16 protein-coding genes are annotated in these 15,204 nt (G+C 38.6%); 2 read left to right on the plus strand and 14 right to left on the minus strand.

Annotation, left to right across the window (positions count from 1 at the left end; translation table 11 throughout):
- The first annotated feature begins 72 nt into the window (after positions 1–72).
- Together BGO88_RS15345 and BGO88_RS15350 are read left to right on the plus strand one after the other, a co-directional pair.
- On the plus strand, positions 73–3,615 hold the full coding sequence (locus tag BGO88_RS15345) for a T9SS type A sorting domain-containing protein (protein WP_286707465.1): 3,543 nt from the start codon (positions 73–75) through the stop codon (positions 3,613–3,615).
- 219 nt (positions 3,616–3,834) lie between these two features.
- Positions 3,835–7,011: a T9SS type A sorting domain-containing protein gene (locus BGO88_RS15350; RefSeq protein ID WP_286707466.1), complete on the plus strand. Its 3,177-nt coding sequence runs from the start codon at positions 3,835–3,837 to the stop codon at positions 7,009–7,011.
- Between the two features lie 67 nt (positions 7,012–7,078).
- Here BGO88_RS15350 and carA read toward each other — a convergent pair whose 3' ends face one another.
- The 14 genes from carA to rplF form a co-directional block, all read right to left on the minus strand.
- Complete coding sequence (gene carA / locus BGO88_RS15355) at positions 7,079–8,191, minus strand: glutamine-hydrolyzing carbamoyl-phosphate synthase small subunit (RefSeq protein WP_286707467.1); 1,113 nt, start codon at positions 8,189–8,191, stop codon at positions 7,079–7,081.
- A 162-nt stretch (positions 8,192–8,353) separates the two neighbouring features.
- A complete protein-coding gene (gene rplQ, locus BGO88_RS15360; RefSeq protein WP_056068798.1) occupies positions 8,354–8,869 on the minus strand; it encodes a 50S ribosomal protein L17 in 516 nt (171 codons plus the stop codon).
- A gap of 39 nt (positions 8,870–8,908) precedes the next feature.
- Positions 8,909–9,901 carry a DNA-directed RNA polymerase subunit alpha gene (locus tag BGO88_RS15365; RefSeq protein WP_056068801.1) on the minus strand — a complete coding sequence of 331 codons (993 nt, stop codon included), beginning with the start codon at positions 9,899–9,901 and terminating at the stop codon, positions 8,909–8,911.
- Positions 9,902–9,920: 19 nt separating this feature from the next.
- Entirely contained in the window at positions 9,921–10,526 is a 606-nt protein-coding gene (gene rpsD / locus BGO88_RS15370) for a 30S ribosomal protein S4 (protein WP_056068803.1), read from the minus strand.
- Between the two features lie 87 nt (positions 10,527–10,613).
- A complete protein-coding gene (gene rpsK / locus BGO88_RS15375) occupies positions 10,614–10,997 on the minus strand; it encodes a 30S ribosomal protein S11 (RefSeq protein ID WP_023574076.1) in 384 nt (127 codons plus the stop codon).
- Positions 10,998–11,005: 8 nt separating this feature from the next.
- On the minus strand, positions 11,006–11,380 hold the full coding sequence (gene rpsM, locus BGO88_RS15380) for a 30S ribosomal protein S13 (RefSeq protein WP_056068805.1): 375 nt from the start codon (positions 11,378–11,380) through the stop codon (positions 11,006–11,008).
- Between the two features lie 2 nt (positions 11,381–11,382).
- The gene (gene ykgO, locus BGO88_RS15385; RefSeq protein WP_002987490.1) at positions 11,383–11,499 is read right to left on the minus strand and encodes a type B 50S ribosomal protein L36; all 117 of its coding nucleotides are present in this window, start codon (positions 11,497–11,499) and stop codon (positions 11,383–11,385) included.
- Positions 11,500–11,509: 10 nt separating this feature from the next.
- Positions 11,510–11,725, minus strand: a complete 216-nt coding sequence (gene infA, locus BGO88_RS15390; RefSeq protein ID WP_007136545.1) for a translation initiation factor IF-1 — start codon at positions 11,723–11,725, stop codon at positions 11,510–11,512.
- Between the two features lie 5 nt (positions 11,726–11,730).
- Positions 11,731–13,083: a preprotein translocase subunit SecY gene (gene secY, locus BGO88_RS15395; RefSeq protein ID WP_056068807.1), complete on the minus strand. Its 1,353-nt coding sequence runs from the start codon at positions 13,081–13,083 to the stop codon at positions 11,731–11,733.
- Between the two features lie 15 nt (positions 13,084–13,098).
- Positions 13,099–13,554, minus strand: coding sequence for a 50S ribosomal protein L15 (gene rplO, locus BGO88_RS15400; protein WP_056068809.1), 456 nt, complete (start codon positions 13,552–13,554; stop codon positions 13,099–13,101).
- Positions 13,555–13,566: 12 nt separating this feature from the next.
- Positions 13,567–13,749 carry a 50S ribosomal protein L30 gene (rpmD, locus tag BGO88_RS15405; RefSeq protein ID WP_056068811.1) on the minus strand — a complete coding sequence of 61 codons (183 nt, stop codon included), beginning with the start codon at positions 13,747–13,749 and terminating at the stop codon, positions 13,567–13,569.
- Between the two features lie 11 nt (positions 13,750–13,760).
- A complete protein-coding gene (gene rpsE / locus BGO88_RS15410) occupies positions 13,761–14,285 on the minus strand; it encodes a 30S ribosomal protein S5 (RefSeq protein WP_056068813.1) in 525 nt (174 codons plus the stop codon).
- 6 nt (positions 14,286–14,291) lie between these two features.
- Positions 14,292–14,645, minus strand: a complete 354-nt coding sequence (gene rplR / locus BGO88_RS15415; protein WP_056068815.1) for a 50S ribosomal protein L18 — start codon at positions 14,643–14,645, stop codon at positions 14,292–14,294.
- Positions 14,646–14,657: 12 nt separating this feature from the next.
- A complete protein-coding gene (gene rplF, locus BGO88_RS15420) occupies positions 14,658–15,200 on the minus strand; it encodes a 50S ribosomal protein L6 (protein WP_056068817.1) in 543 nt (180 codons plus the stop codon).
- Positions 15,201–15,204 lie beyond the last annotated feature (4 nt).

Raw genomic sequence — 15,204 nt, forward strand, 5'->3', positions numbered from 1 at the left:
AATTCTAATTAGTTTTTGTTTTTTTGCGCAAATACGCCGAAATTCAGGTGCTATTAATCAAACAACTAACTAATGAAAAAAAATCTATTTTTTTGGGCATTACTTGCCTTTTATTGCCATGCCTATGCACAGGCTCCCAGCAATGATGACTGTGCCAATGCCACTTCGCTAACCGTTAACACCAACTTGTCCTGCACATCGAAAACTGCCGGAACATTAGCAGGCGCTACAGACTCCGGAATCGAAGCAGATACCGGTACTGCCGATGATGATGTGTGGTATAGCTTCGTTGCAACAGCAACAACACACAAAATCAGCCTATTAAATGTAGAAGGTGATGACACCGATTTAGCCCATGAGGTCATGAGCGGAACTTGCGGAACATTAAACATCCTGAGTTCCAGGGATCCTAACACAAGTGTTGTTTCCGGATTGACAATTGGAACTACGTATTATGTAAGGGTTTACAGTTATTATGATGACGCTGTCACAACAACATTTGATATTTGTGTAGGCACTTTACCAGCGTTAACAAATGATGAATGTACAAATGCCGTAGTTTTAACACCTAATTCAGGCCTGACCTGCACTTCTGTCGCTACAGGAGTTTTGGCTGGCGCTACCGATTCTGGCGTTAGCACGGAAACGGGAACTGCAGACGACGATGTATGGTATCGCTTTGTAGCTACAGCAACATCTCACAAAATTTCACTTTTAAACATTGATGGCAACGCAACCGATTTGGTACACGAAGTAATGGATGGCACTTGTAGCTCCTTGAACATATTGAGTTCCAGCGATCCTGAATCTAGTCTTGTTAGCGGTTTAACCGTTGGCAGTACTTATTATGTAAGAGTGTTTTCATACGGATCGAGTCCGGCATTGACTACTTTCGACATCTGTATAACTACTTTACCGGAATTAACCAATGACGAATGTACAACTGCAATTTCTTTGACTGTAAATCCGGCCAATACACCATGTGCTTCTGTAACACCAGGAACACTTATTGGCGCTACAGATTCTGGAATTTCAACCAGTACAGGAACTGCAGATGATGACGTGTGGTATAGTTTTGTAGCTACTGCTACTTCTCACAGAATAAAATTAATTGACAGCAGTGGAGATAATACAGATTTGGTTCACGAAGTAATGGACGGCGTTTGCGGTTCATTGATTGTACTAAACTCAAGCGATCCTGATTCAAGCCTGGTTAGCGGCCTTACCGTAGGCACTACTTATTACGTAAGAGTATTCAGTTACGGAAGCAGCCCTTCGGAATCGACAACCTTTAACATCTGTGTAAGCGTTCCTCCGGCTCCACCTGCTAACGACGATTGTGCTAATGCAATAGCCGTTCAAGTAAACACAAACGATTCATGTACTTTAAAAACCGCAGGAACACTGGTTAGCGCTACTGATTCAAATGAAAGCGAATCAAGTGTTGGTAATTCAAATGATGATGTTTGGTACACCTTTGTAGCCACCTCGACTGCACACAGAATTAAGCTGTTAAATATAAACGGTGATATTACCGATCTTGTACACGAAGTATTCCAGGGAACTTGTGGTGGCCAGCTTATAAGCTTACACGCAAGCGATCCTGAATCAAGCCTTGTTTCCGGACTAACAGTTGGAACTACTTATTACCTTAGAGTATTCACTTATAGTTCTGCTGCTGCCGAATCGACTACTTTTAACCTTTGTATCAGCGTTCCGCCAGCGGCACCAGCTAACGACGAATGTGCAGGAGCCGTTGCTTTAACTGTAAACCCTGATTTCAACTGTACATCAACAACTTCAGGAACATTGGCAAGTGCTACAAATTCCGGAATCGAAGCCGATACAGGAACAGCAGATGATGATGTATGGTATAGCTTTGTAGCTACTGCTGCTACTCACAAAATAACACTTTCAAACGTTGAGGGCGACCAAACCGATTTGGTACATGAAGTACTGGATGGTACATGTGCAGGATTAAACATTTTAAACTCAAGCGACTATGATCAAAGTACAGTTTCCGGATTAACTGTTGGCATGACTTATTATGTAAGGGTGTTTACTTACGGAAGTACTGCTTCAGAATCAACAACTTTTGATATTTGTATAGGAACATTTCCACCGGCTCCAGCGAATGATGAATGTGCTGGTGCTATTGCCTTAACTGTCAACTCTGATCTTAACTGTACAACTGTAACTTCAGGAACATTGGTAAGCGCTACGGATTCCGGAATTGAAACGGATACAGGAGAAGCAGATGATGATGTATGGTACAGTTTTGTAGCTACTGCAACATCTCACAAAATAAATCTTATAAATGTAGAAGGAGACGAAACAGATTTAGTACACGAAGTGTTTGAAGGTACTTGCGGCACATTGTCTTTACTATACTCAAGCGATAGCAATTCAAGTTTCGCTACAGACCTGACTGTTGGCAGTACTTATTATGTTAGGGTATACAGCTATTATTCTGACGTGCCGGAATCAACAACTTTTGATATCTGTATTGGTTCTCAGCCTGCCCCTCCGGCAAATGATGACTGTACAAATGCAATCGCTCTTACTGTAAATGCAGACGCATCCTGTGCTTCTACAACGGCAGGTACAATTGCCGGCGCTACGGATTCGGGAGAATCGGAAAGCAGTGTTGGAACAGCAGACGATGATGTTTGGTATACTTTTGTAGCTACGGCAACTTCACATAGAGTGACACTTCTGAACGTAGAAGGAGAACCATCTGATCTTGTTCATGAAGTTTTTGAAGGAACTTGTGGAGGACAATTGATAAGCATATCTATCAGCGATCCTGATACAAGTGTGGTTAGCGGATTAACTGTTGGTACTACTTACTATTTAAGAGTATTCAGTTATAGTAGTGATGAAATTGGATCTACCAATTTTGATATTTGTGTTGGTACTACACCTCCACCACCTGCAAATGATGATTGTGCAAATGCCATCACTTTGACTGCTGCTACAACATATGCCGGCGGAGCTGTGAATTCAACTGTAGCAGGCGCTACAGATTCTTCTCTTTCAGCCACTATTCCGGATCCGGAATGTGCCAGTTATGAGGGCGGTGATGTTTGGTATAAAGTAGTTATTCCTGCAGATGGAAAACTAACCATTGAAACCGGCAATCCAGTCGGGTCAAGCGTTACCGGCTTTGATTCAGGGTTGGCAATTTATTCAGGAACTTGCGATGCTTTAGAATTAATCGATTGTAATGATGATGGAGGTAGCGCAAATTATTCAAAAATCAACCTGACCGGAAGAACAGCAGGAGAAACAGTTTATATCAGAGTGTGGGAATACAGTAACGATGAAGAAGAAGCTTTCTCAATCTCTGCCTGGAGTCCTACATTAAGTGTTCCTGGATTCAATAACGCTAATTTCAAAGCTTATCCGAATCCTGTTAGCAATATTTTGAATCTATCTTACGACCAGAACATTTCTAACGTAAGCATCTTTAACTTATTGGGTCAAAATGTGGTTTCCAAAACAATTAATGATACTAATGGTACAATCGACATGTCTAACTTGCCGACTGGATCTTATTTAGTAAAAGTAACTGCAGAGGGACAAACTAAAACCATTAAGGTGATGAAGCAATAATCTGGAAACAGATTTCAAAATAAAAGAGCCACTTTACAGTGGCTCTTTTTATTTTACTACAAAACCAGATCTATTTATCTATATTTTACAAACTAAAAGTTATTCTGGTTTATCATCCACAGAATACAAATTCTAATTCAGAATAGCCAAATTTTAATTACACATTGCTTTTTCACATAAATATCTCGATATTTAGTCGCTTTTAATCAAAACTAACTAATGAAAAAAAAATTATTTTTCTTGGCATTATTTGCCTTTTATTGGCAGGCATATGCCCAAGCTCCCAGCAATGATGAGTGTACTAATGCCATTTCTCTAACCGTTAACTCCAACATGTCGTGCACATCTCACATGTCAGGAACATTAGTAGGCGCTACTGATTCTGGAATTCCTGCAATTAGGGGAACAGCGGATGATGATGTATGGTTTAGTTTTGTTGCTACCGCAAGACAGCACACAATAAATATTCTGAATATAGAAGGAGATATAACTACTCTAACACACGAAGTGATGAGTGGCTCCTGTAGTTTGATGACTAGACCAAATTCCAGCTTTCCCGGCTCGAACACTGTTACCGATTTGACTGTTGGCAATACTTATTATGTTAGAGTATATACTTATGGAACAAGGCGATCCGAATCAACCACTTTTGACATCTGCATTGGTACACCTCCACGAATTCCTCCTGTAAATGACAATTGTACAGGCGCAATTGCACTTACTTTAAGTCCTAGTATACCTGGTCCATCTTGCATTTCTACAACAGAAGGCACACTAGCCTACGCTACAGATTCAGGCCTTGCATCAGCCACAGGATTCCCAAACGACGACGTATGGTATAGTTTTGTTGCAACGGCAACTTCACTCAGAATAAAACTGTCTGACATCAGAGGCGACACTACAAATTTGGTTCATGAAGTCATCAGTGGAAGCTGTGGAACATTATCCATATTAAGCTCCAGCAATCCTGACTCAAGCCTTGTTAGCGGCTTAACTGTTGGCTCAACGTATTATTTAAGAGTATTCAGTCTTTTTCTTAGTAATTCACAAACAACTACGTTTAAAGTTTGCGTAAGCGTTCCTCCCCCACCACCAGCTAATGATGAATGTGTGAATGCTGTAGCGGTTCAGATAAACACGGATGACTCATGCACGATAAAAACTGCTGGTACATTGGTTAGCGCTACAAATTCAAACGAAAGCTTCTCATATATAGGTCGTTCAGACGATGATGTTTGGTACACTTTTGTAGCCACAGCAACTTCTCATAGAATTAGGCTGTTGAATGTAAATGGCGATTTAACCGACCTTGTACACGAGGTATTTAAAGGAAGCTGTGGAGGCCAGCTTGAAAGTGTGCACACAAGTATTCCTTATTCGAGTCTTATTTCCGGCCTAACCATTGGTAACACCTATTATCTTAGAGTTTTTACTTATAGCGGCGGTAATATTGCTGAATCCACAACTTTCGACCTTTGCATTAGCGTTCCTCCACCAGCACCAGCTAATGATGAATGTGCCGGCGCGATAGCTTTGACAATGAACGAAAACCTATTATGTACCACAACTACATCCGGAACATTAGTCAGCGCAACCAATTCAGGTATCACAGCCCAGACAGGAACTGCTGACGATGATGTTTGGTATAGTTTTTTAGCAACAGCTAATACTCACAAAATATCACTAACAAACGTTAATGGCGACATAACCAATTTAGTACACGAAGTACTGGACGGCACTTGCGGCGCACTATACGTATTTAGCTCCAGCGACCCTAATTCGAGTATTGTTTCCGGGCTTTCAGTTGACTCTACCTATTATGTAAGAGTATTTACAATTGGTAGCACAAAGGCAGAAACAACGACTTTTGACATCTGCATTACAGCATTTCCACCGCCTCCGGTTAATGATGAATGTGCCGGTGCTATTGCACTAACTGTAAACCCTGACCTTAACTGTACATCAACAACTTCAGGAACCTTGGTAAGCGCTACCGATTCCGGAATCGATGCAGATACAGGAACCGCAGATGATGACGTATGGTTTAGTTTTGTTGCTACCGCAACATCACACGCAATAAAGATTCTGAATGTAGAAGGAAATATAACTAATCTAGCACATGAAGTAATGGACGGTTCTTGCGGTTTGATGACTATACTAAATTCCAGCAATTCCAATTCACATTTTGTTACCGGCTTGACTATTGGCAATACTTATTATGTTAGGGTATATACTTATTATACAAGCCCATCAGATTCAACCACTTTTGATATCTGCATTGGTTCTAGAACAGCCCCTCCTGCAAATGACAATTGTACAGATGCAATAGCGCTTACCGTAAACACTAATGCATCCTGTACTTCAACAACAGCAGGAACAATAGCCGGCGCTACTGATTCAGGTGAAAGACCAAGTAGTGTAGGTACTGCTGATGATGACGTTTGGTATACTTTTGTAGCTACTGCAACTTTTCACAAAATAACCCTCACAAATGTGGAAGGTGAACTATCAGACCTTGTTCATGAAGTGTTCGAGGGAACTTGTGGCGGACAATTGGCAAGCATTTCTACCAGTAATGATAATATGAGTATTATTAGTGGATTAACTATTGGTACAGCGTATTATGTTAGAGTATTTAGCTATAGCGGTGATACCATAGGATCAACTACTTTTAATATTTGTGTAAGGACCATGAATATGCCTGCGAATGACGATTGCGCTAATGCTATAACGCTGACCGCTTCAACATCTTTTGCAGGTGGAGCTGTCAATTCAACAGTAACTGATGCAACAGATTCTGCCCTGACAGCCACTATTCCTGCTCCGGGATGCGCTGGCTATAATGGCGGCGATGTTTGGTACAAAGTGGTTATGCCTGGTGGCACTATTGGAAATTTAACTATCGGGACTGGCAAATCAACCGCTTCAGACGATACTGGTTTTGACTCGGGATTAGCAGTATACAAAGGCACTTGTAATGCTTTAGAATTAATAGTATGCAATGATAACAGTGCTGCTGCAACAGGAAATTATTCAAGAATTACCCTGTCAGGAAGATTAACAGGAGAAATTTTCTATATCAGAGTATGGGAAAATGGTAACGATGAAGATGAGCCATTCTCAATTTCAGCCTGGGTTCCTGCATTAGGTGTTCCTGGATTCAATAACGCTAATTTCAAAGCTTATCCGAATCCTGTTAGCAACATTTTGAACCTATCTTACGACCAAAACATTTCAGATGTAAGCATCTTTAACTTATTAGGTCAAAATGTGGTTTCAAAAACAATTAATGACACTAATGGCGATATTGACATGTCTGGTTTGCCATCAGGATCTTATTTAGTAAAAGTAACTGCAGAGGGACAAACTAAAACCATTAAGGTAATTAAGCAATAATCTGCTCGCAGTTTACAAAAAAAAAGAGCCACTTTATAAAGTGGCTCTTTTTTATTCTGATTTATTTTTATTTTGCTACACAGCTTTTGATATTCTCAATAAACTGATCAAATAAATAAGATGAATCATGCGGTCCCGGACTTGCTTCCGGGTGATACTGTACTGAAAAGCAATTTTTATTTTTCATTCGCATACCGGCAACGGTTCCGTCGTTAATATGAAGATGGGTTATTTCCAAATCCGGATGTTTTTCCAACGCTTCACGATTTACCGCAAATCCGTGGTTTTGGGAAGTTATTTCTCCTTTTCCTGTAATAACATTCATTACTGGATGGTTTATCCCTCTGTGCCCGTTAAACATTTTATAGGTTGGGATTCCGTTAGCAAGCGCCAAAACCTGATGCCCAAGACAGATTCCAAACACAGGATCATCATTGGATAAAATTTTCTTTGCTATTTCTATAGCTCCAAAAAGAGGATCCGGATCACCAGGACCATTGGAAAGGAAAAATCCATCAGGATTAAAAGCTTTCATCTCTTCATAGGTCGTATCAAAAGGGAAAACTTTTATATAACAATCTCTTTTGGCAAGATTTCTCAATATATTTTTCTTGATTCCCAAATCCAAAGCTGCAATTCTATATGTAGCCGTTTCTTCACCTACAAAATAAGGTGCTTTGGTAGAAACTTTGGATGCTAACTCCAAACCTTCCATATTAGGCACTTTTGCCAGCATTTCTTTTAATTCTTCAATAGATTTCCCATCGGTAGAAATTACGGCATTCATAGCGCCATTATCCCGAATGTAGCTTACCAGAGCCCTGGTATCTACATCAGAAATGCATATTAAATTCTGCTTCTTAAAGTAGTCCTCAAGGCTACCGGAAGAATTGGCACGCGAATAATTAAAAGAAAAGTTTTTGCAGACTAATCCCGAAATCATAATCTGATCGGATTCTACATCTTCCTCATTCACTCCATAATTACCAATATGGGCATTTGTTGCCACCATAATTTGGCCAAAATAGGACGGGTCTGTAAAAATTTCCTGATAGCCTGTCATTCCTGTATTAAAGCAGACTTCGCCAAAAGTAGTTCCTTCTATACCTATAGATTTCCCGTAAAAGATGGTTCCGTCACTAAGAAGGAGAATTGCTTTTTGTCGTGTTGTGTATTTCATTTTTTATTGTTGTGTTGTGTAGTTATGGAATGCGGTTGCAAATTTAATTCAATTTTAGAGTTTCTAAAAATTTATTTCTCGATAGACCATTTTCAAACGGCAAAAAAAAAGGATAAACTATAATAGCTTATCCCTTTTTTATTTATGAAATGAATTTCTTCATTATTCAGCAGCATCAGTAGAAGTTTCTGCAGCCGGTGCAGCTGGAGTTTCAGCTTTTGGAGCCTCTTCGACAGCAGTTTCTTCTGCTTTCTTAGTAGACTTACCACCACGACGGCTTTTCGCTTTTTTAACTTCTTTTTTACCTCCGTTGTATAGTTCGTTGAAATCAACTAGTTCGATCATCGCCATATCAGCGTTATCTCCTAAACGATTTCCAAGTTTGATGATACGAGTGTATCCACCTGGACGATCTCCAACTTTTGCAGCAACATCTCTGAAAAGGTCAGTTACAGCATACTTATTTTTAAGGTAAGAAAAAACAATACGTCTGTTATGAGTAGTGTCTTCTTTTGATTTAGTAATCAAAGGCTCAACATATTGTTTAAGCGCTTTAGCTTTAGCAACAGTAGTGTTAATACGTTTGTGTTCGATTAGAGAACAAGCCATATTAGACAACATAGCTTTTCTGTGCGATGCCTGTCTGCTTAAGTGATTGATTTTTTTTCCGTGTCTCATTGCTATTGAAATTTAATCTCGAACGAATTCGGGATTAGATTATTCTTTATCTAATTTATACTTTGTTAAATCCATTCCGAAATGTAAATTTTTCACTGCAACAAGCTCATCAAGCTCAGTTAATGATTTTTTACCGAAATTACGGAACTTCATTAAGTCATTCTTATTGAAAGATACTAGATCTCCAAGTGTATCAACTTCAGCCGCTTTCAAGCAATTTAAAGCTCTAACAGACAAATCCATATCAACAAGCTTAGTTTTAAGCAATTGTCTCATGTGTAATGATTCTTCATCATAAGATTCTGTCTGAGCGATTTCATCAGCTTCAAGTGTTATTCTTTCATCAGAGAACAGCATGAAATGGTGAATCAAAACTTTAGCAGCTTCAGTAAGAGCATCTTTAGGATTGATAGATCCGTCAGTCTTGATTTCGAAAACTAGTTTTTCGTAATCTGTTTTTTGCTCAACACGGAAGTTCTCGATAGCATATTTCACGTTCTTTACCGGTGTAAAGATAGAATCCGTAAAAATAGTACCGATTGCAGCGTTTTGTTTTTTATTCTCTTCTGCAGGAACGTATCCTCTACCTTTTTCAATAGTCAACTCCATATTCAAGTTAACTTTGCTATCTAAGTTGCAGATAACCAATTCCGGGTTCAATACTTGGAAACCAGAAATAAATTTTTGAAAATCTCCAGCAGTAATCTGGTCTTTACCAGAAATTGAGATAGAAACAGATTCATTGTCTATATCTTCAATCTGACGCTTGAAACGTACTTGTTTAAGATTTAGGATGATTTCTGTAACGTCTTCCACTACTCCTGAAATTGTAGAAAACTCGTGATCTACACCTTCGATACGAACAGATGTTATTGCATATCCTTCTAAAGCGGAAAGCAAGACTCGTCTAAGTGCATTACCAACAGTCAATCCGTAACCAGGTTCCAAAGGTCTGAATTCAAACTTACCTTCGAAATCGGTTGAATCGATCATGATAACTTTATCGGGCTTCTGAAAATTAAATATTGCCATATGTTCGACTAGTGTCTTATTATTTGTTATACAACTCTACGATTAGTTGCTCTTTAATGTTTTCTGGGATTTGAAGTCTCGCTGGAACTGAAACGAAAGTACCTTCTTTAAGGTCGTTGTTCCAAGTAATCCACTCGTAAACGTGACTTGAATTAGATAATGAACGCTCGATAGCTTCTAAAGATTTAGATTTTTCACGAACGGCAACTTTATCTCCAGGTTTCAAGTGATATGAAGGGATGTTTACAACTTCACCGTTAACAGTGATGTGTCTGTGAGAAACGATTTGACGTGCAGCTCTTCTTGATGGAGCGATTCCCATTCTGAAAACTACGTTATCAAGTCTTGCCTCACAAAGTTGTAAAAGAACTTCACCTGTTACTCCTTTAGTAGCAGAAGCTTTTTCGAATAAGTTTCTGAATTGTTTTTCCAAGATTCCATAAGAATACTTAGCTTTTTGCTTTTCCATTAACTGGATAGCATATTCAGATTTCTTACCTCTTTTTTTAGCCAATCCGTGTTGTCCCGGTGGATAATTTCTTTTTTCGAAGGCTTTGTCATCTCCGAAGATTGCCTCGCCGAATTTACGAGCAATTTTAGTTTTTGGACCAGTATATCTTGCCATTTTAAAAATTAATTAAGGTAGAGATTATGAATTCAGGTCATATCCTCCGATAATCTTAGATTCTACCTAGTTATACTTAAATATTAATTAAACTCTACGTCTTTTTGGAGGACGACATCCGTTGTGTGGCATTGGAGTAACGTCAATGATTTCTGTTACTTCAATTCCGCCGTTATGAATAGAACGGATAGCAGACTCACGTCCGTTTCCTGGTCCTTTTACATAAACTTTCACTTTTTTAAGTCCAGCTTCTAACGCTACTTTGCTGCAATCTTCAGCTGCCATTTGAGCGGCATACGGAGTGTTCTTTTTAGAACCTCTGAATCCCATCTTACCTGCAGAAGACCAAGAAATAACTTCACCTTTTTTGTTAGTCAAAGAGATGATGATGTTGTTAAAAGTTGCATTAATATGAGCTTCGCCTGTTGATTCAACGATAACTTTACGTTTTTTTGTACTTGCCTTAGCCATACTACTTATTATTTAGTTGCCTTTTTCTTGTTAGCAACAGTTTTTCTTTTACCTTTTCTAGTTCTAGAGTTGTTTTTAGTTCTTTGTCCTCTTAACGGAAGACCAGATCTGTGACGAATTCCTCTATAACATCCGATATCCATCAAACGTTTGATGTTCAATGAAATTTCAGAACGCAATTCACCTTCAATTTTGAAGTAGGAAACTGCCTCACGGATAGCTCCAATTTCATCATCATTCCAATCTTGAACTTTAGTATCCTGGCTAACTTGAGCTTTTTCTAAAATCTCAATAGCTCTGCTTTTTCCTATCCCGAAGATATAAGTTAAAGCGATAACTCCTCTTTTGTTTTTAGGTATATCTACCCCTGCTATTCTTGCCATAACTATCCTTGTCTTTGTTTAAATCTAGGATTCTTTTTATTAATAACGTACAATCTTCCTTTTCTTCGTACGATGATGCACTCGGCACTTCTTTTTTTAACTGATGCTCTTACTTTCATTTTAATAGCTTTAGTATCTATAAGTAATTCTTGCTTTTGACAAATCGTAAGGGCTCATTTCCAGCTTCACTTTATCGCCAGGCAATAATTTGATGTAATGCATACGCATTTTCCCAGAGATGTGAGCTATTACAATATGTCCATTTTCTAACTCTACACGGAACATCGCATTTGATAATGCTTCGATGATGGATCCGTCTTGTTCTATTGCTGATTGTTTTGCCATAAAAATTAAGCTACTGCTTTTCTATTTTTACCACTTTTCATCAAACCATCGTAATGCTTGTTCAACAAATAAGAATTAATTTGCTGGATAGTATCACTTGCAACTCCAACCATAATCAATAACGATGTACCTCCGTAAAACAAAGCCCAAGATGGTTGTACATTCAAAATAGTTACAACGATTGCCGGGAACACGGCGATCAAAGCAAGGAATAATGAACCTGGGAATGTGATGTAAGACATAATCTTATCTAAGAATTCTGAAGTTTCAGCACCAGGTTTGATTCCTGGGATAAAACCGCCGCTTCTTTTCAAATCATCTGCCATTTTATTTGTAGGTACTGTAATTGCGGTGTAAAAGTAAGTAAAAACTATGATTAACAAGGCGAAAACCAAGTTATACTGCCATCCAAAAATATTCTGGAAAGCTGTACTAACTGAAGTAGCTGTTTCTGAGCTAGATAAACCAGCCAAAGCTGCAGGAATGAACATAATTGCCTGAGCAAAGATGATTGGCATAACTCCGGAAGCATTCAGCTTCAGAGGAATCCATTGTCTGTTTCCTGCCTGTTCGAATTCACCTGATACCGTACGGCGTGCATACTGTACCGGAATTTTTCGAACCGCCATAACTAATAGAACACAAGCTACGATGACGAGCAACCAAATTATTACTTCGAAAACCAAAAGCATTGGACCACCGTTATTGTTTGTTACTCTGGTAGAGAATTCCTGGATGAATGCTTGTGGCATTCTCGCAATAATACCCACCATAATCAATAACGATATACCGTTTCCGATTCCTTTATCTGTAATTTTTTCTCCAAGCCACATCGCGAAGATAGTACCTGAAACAAGTATTACAACAGACAAGAACTGGAATGCAAAAGGTGAGATCAATCCTGGGTTCACATTAGAAAGGAAAGCTTCTCCCGGTAAAGTTCTGTAAAGGTTGAAAATATAACCCGGAGCCTGAACCAACGTAATTACGATAGTCAACCAACGCGTGATTTGATTCATTTTCTTTCTTCCGCTTTCACCGTCTTTTTGTAGCTTTTGAAGGTAAGGCACAGCAATACCCATCAATTGAACTACGATAGATGCAGAGATGTATGGCATAATACCTAATGCAAATACAGATGCCTGCGAAAACGCACCACCTGTAAATACATCGATTAACCATCCGATTCCTTCTTTTGTTTGATCAGTAAGTCCATGTAACTTAGTCGCATCAATCCCTGGAAGCGTTACTTGTGCTCCAAAACGATACACCAATAACAATCCAAGAGTAACTAAAATTCTGTTTTTTAGCTCTTCAATCTTCCAAACATTGCTTAACGATTCTATAAACTTCTTCATCTTGATTATTAAGGATTACAAAGTTACAGCTTCTCCTCCGGCAGCTTCGATAGCAGCTTTTGCAGTAGCAGTAAATTTATGTGCGGTTACCTTTAATTTAGCTTTTAATTCACCTCTACCCAAAATCTTTACGATTTCGTTTTTAGTTGCCAAACGGTTAGCTACGAAAACTGTCATATCAACAGTGTTATCTGTAACAATGCCATTATCAACCAAAGCTTGAAGCGTATCAAGGTTTACACCTTCGTATTCTTTACGATTGATGTTTTTAAAACCAAATTTAGGCACACGTCTTTGAAGTGGCATCTGACCTCCTTCAAAACCAATCTTTTTAGAGTAACCAGAACGAGACTTAGCTCCTTTGTGACCTCTTGCAGAAGTACCACCTTTTCCAGAACCTTCTCCTCTACCTAATCTTTTGTTTTGATTGTGTGTTGAGCCTTCAGCTGGCTGTAAGTTACTTAAATTCATAACTATAATTTGTTATTTAGCTTCTTCAACAGAAACTAAGTGTTTTACTTTGTTTATCATCCCAAGGATAGCAGGATTTGACTCATGCTCCACAACTTGTCCCATTTTACGAAGACCTAAAGCTTCAAGACCTCTTTTTTGAGATAGAGGACAGTTGATTTTGCTTCTAACTTGTTTTACTAATAATTTTGCCATTTTTCCTTGAATTAACCTTTAAAAACTTTCTCCAAAGAAACACCTCTCTGTTTTGCAACAGTATAAGCGCTTCTCATTTGCAATAAAGCATCAAAAGTTGCTTTTACCACGTTATGAGGGTTTGAAGAACCTTGAGATTTTGATAATACGTCGTGAATACCTACTGATTCAAGAACTGAACGAACAGCTCCACCAGCGATAACTCCTGTACCATGAGATGCAGGCATCAAGAATACACGCGCTCCACCAAATTTACCTTTTTGTTCGTGAGGAACAGTTTTGCTGCTCAATGGAATTTTCACAAGATTTTTCTTTGCATCTTCTACTGCTTTAGCAATAGCTTCAGAAACATCTTTAGATTTTCCAAGTCCATGTCCAACTACACCATTCTCGTCACCTACAACTACAATTGCAGAAAATCCGAAAGCTCTACCACCCTTAGTAACTTTAGTTACACGGTTTACACTCACCAAACGGTCCTTTAATTCAAGTCCACTTGGTTTTACTAACTCTACGTTTTTGTATTTATGATACATAATTTCTTAGAATTTAAGTCCAGCCGCTCTAGCGCCTTCTGCTAATGATTTAATACGACCGTGATATAGATATCCGCCTCTATCGAAGGTAACGGTTTCAATTCCGGCTTTCAACGCTTTTTCAGCTACCAGTTTTCCAACTGCTGCTGCAACTTCTACGTTTGTACCTTTAGTATCTACTTCTTTCTCTCTAGAGGAAGCAGCCAATAAAGTAACACCATTTACATCGTCTATGAGCTGTGCATAGATTTCTTTGTTACTTCTGAATACAGAAAGTCTTGGTTTAGCAGCAGTACCGCTTACGATTTTTCTGATTCTGAATTTAATTCTCTGTCTTCTTTCAGATTTTGTTAATGACATAATCTTTTATTTTTAAGCTGATTTACCTGCTTTTCTTCTTAATACTTCACCAACAAACTTAACTCCTTTTCCTTTGTATGGCTCTGGCTTACGGAAACTTCTGATTTTCGCAGCTACCTGTCCTACAAGTTGTTTATCGAAAGATGTTAATTTTACGATTGGGTTCTTACCTTTTTCAGAAACTGTCTCCAATTTTACTTCAGGAGCAATATCTAAAATGATATTGTGTGAAAATCCTAGAGCCAAATCAAGTTTTTGTCCTTGATTAGAAGCTCTGTAACCTACTCCAACCAATTCCAATTCCTTTGTAAAACCTTCAGATACACCAACAATCATGTTATTGATTAACGCTCTGTACAATCCGTGTTTTGCTCTCTCTTCTTTCTGATCAGATGCTCTTTCAACCTGAACTTGACCATCTTCAACTTTTACAGTAACATTAGAATATTCCTGAGTAAGCTGACCTAATTTTCCTTTTACCGTAATCACACCTTCAGCAACTTCAACAGTCACTCCAGCAGGGATTGCGATTGGGTTTTTTCCTATTCTTGACATCTTA

It is taken from the genome of Flavobacterium sp. 38-13 (assembly GCF_001899155.1).
Taxonomy (GTDB): domain Bacteria; phylum Bacteroidota; class Bacteroidia; order Flavobacteriales; family Flavobacteriaceae; genus Flavobacterium; species Flavobacterium lindanitolerans.